Below are 875 nucleotides of genomic sequence, written 5' to 3'. Positions count from 1 at the left end.
GGTCCCCCGTACGGTAGAGACGGCCCCCGGGAACGTACGGGTCCGAAACAAACCGCTCACCCGTCAGTTCCGCACGGTTCAGGTACCCCCGCGCAACCTGCTCCCCGCCGATCCAGATCTCACCCGGTACGCCGAGCGGTACCGGCTTCATTTCCTTATCAAAGACGTAAAGAACCGTATTCCAAACCGGCTGACCGATAGGGATAATCGGAGGGATATCTTCGGAAATCGTATAGTAGCTTACTTCTATCGCCGCCTCGGTCGGGCCGTAGAGGTTGTGAAGCGCCACATGCGGCAGCACCTCCCGGAAACGCCCGGCAGTGTGCGCAAGGAGCTCCTNTCTATCGCCGCCTCGGTCGGGCCGTAGAGGTTGTGAAGCGCCACATGCGGCAGCACCTCCCGGAAACGCCCGGCAGTGTGCGCAAGGAGCTCCTCCCCGCTGCTCACAACGTGGCGCAGCGAGGGAAGGCCGGCGCCTTCGGCCTCCTCCAGGAACATGTTCAGCATCGGCGGGACAAAGTGCACCACCGTGATGCCCTCTTCCTCCATGATCCGAACGATCTCGGCGGCATCCCGCCGCGCAACGCTGCTCGCCACCACCACCGAAGCCCCCGATACCAGCGGCAGCAGCAGCTCCCATACCGAAACATCGAACGTGGTCACCGTCTTCTGAAGGATACGGTCATCCGGTACTATGTGAAAATATTTTTTCCCCCAAAACAACCTGTTCAGCAGCTGCCCGTGCTCCACCATCACCCCCTTGGGCCTGCCCGTGGATCCCGACGTATAGATCACATAGCACAGATCTCCCGGCGAGGGGGATGCACCGTTTAAATTCTCGATACCAGAAGAGGTTCCCCAGCTGTCGGGGTCCC

General features: G+C 61.0%; 2 protein-coding genes. Both read right to left on the bottom strand.

Annotated elements, in window-relative coordinates:
* On the bottom strand, positions 1-289 hold a 289-nt coding region (locus tag RYH73_RS26760), incomplete at its 3' end, for an AMP-binding protein (RefSeq protein ID WP_442946154.1).
* A complete protein-coding gene (locus RYH73_RS26565) occupies positions 247-795 on the bottom strand; it encodes an AMP-binding protein (protein ID WP_442946155.1) in 549 nt (182 codons plus the stop codon). The genes RYH73_RS26565 and RYH73_RS26760, both read right to left, overlap by 43 nt.
* Positions 796-875 lie beyond the last annotated feature (80 nt).

Origin of the sequence: Olivibacter sp. CPCC 100613 (assembly GCF_036959255.1) — a bacterium.
Taxonomy (GTDB): Bacteria; Bacteroidota; Bacteroidia; order Sphingobacteriales; family Sphingobacteriaceae; genus Olivibacter.
Note: the sequence above shows the minus strand (reverse complement) of the source record. Positions and strands in the feature narration are given on the sequence as shown.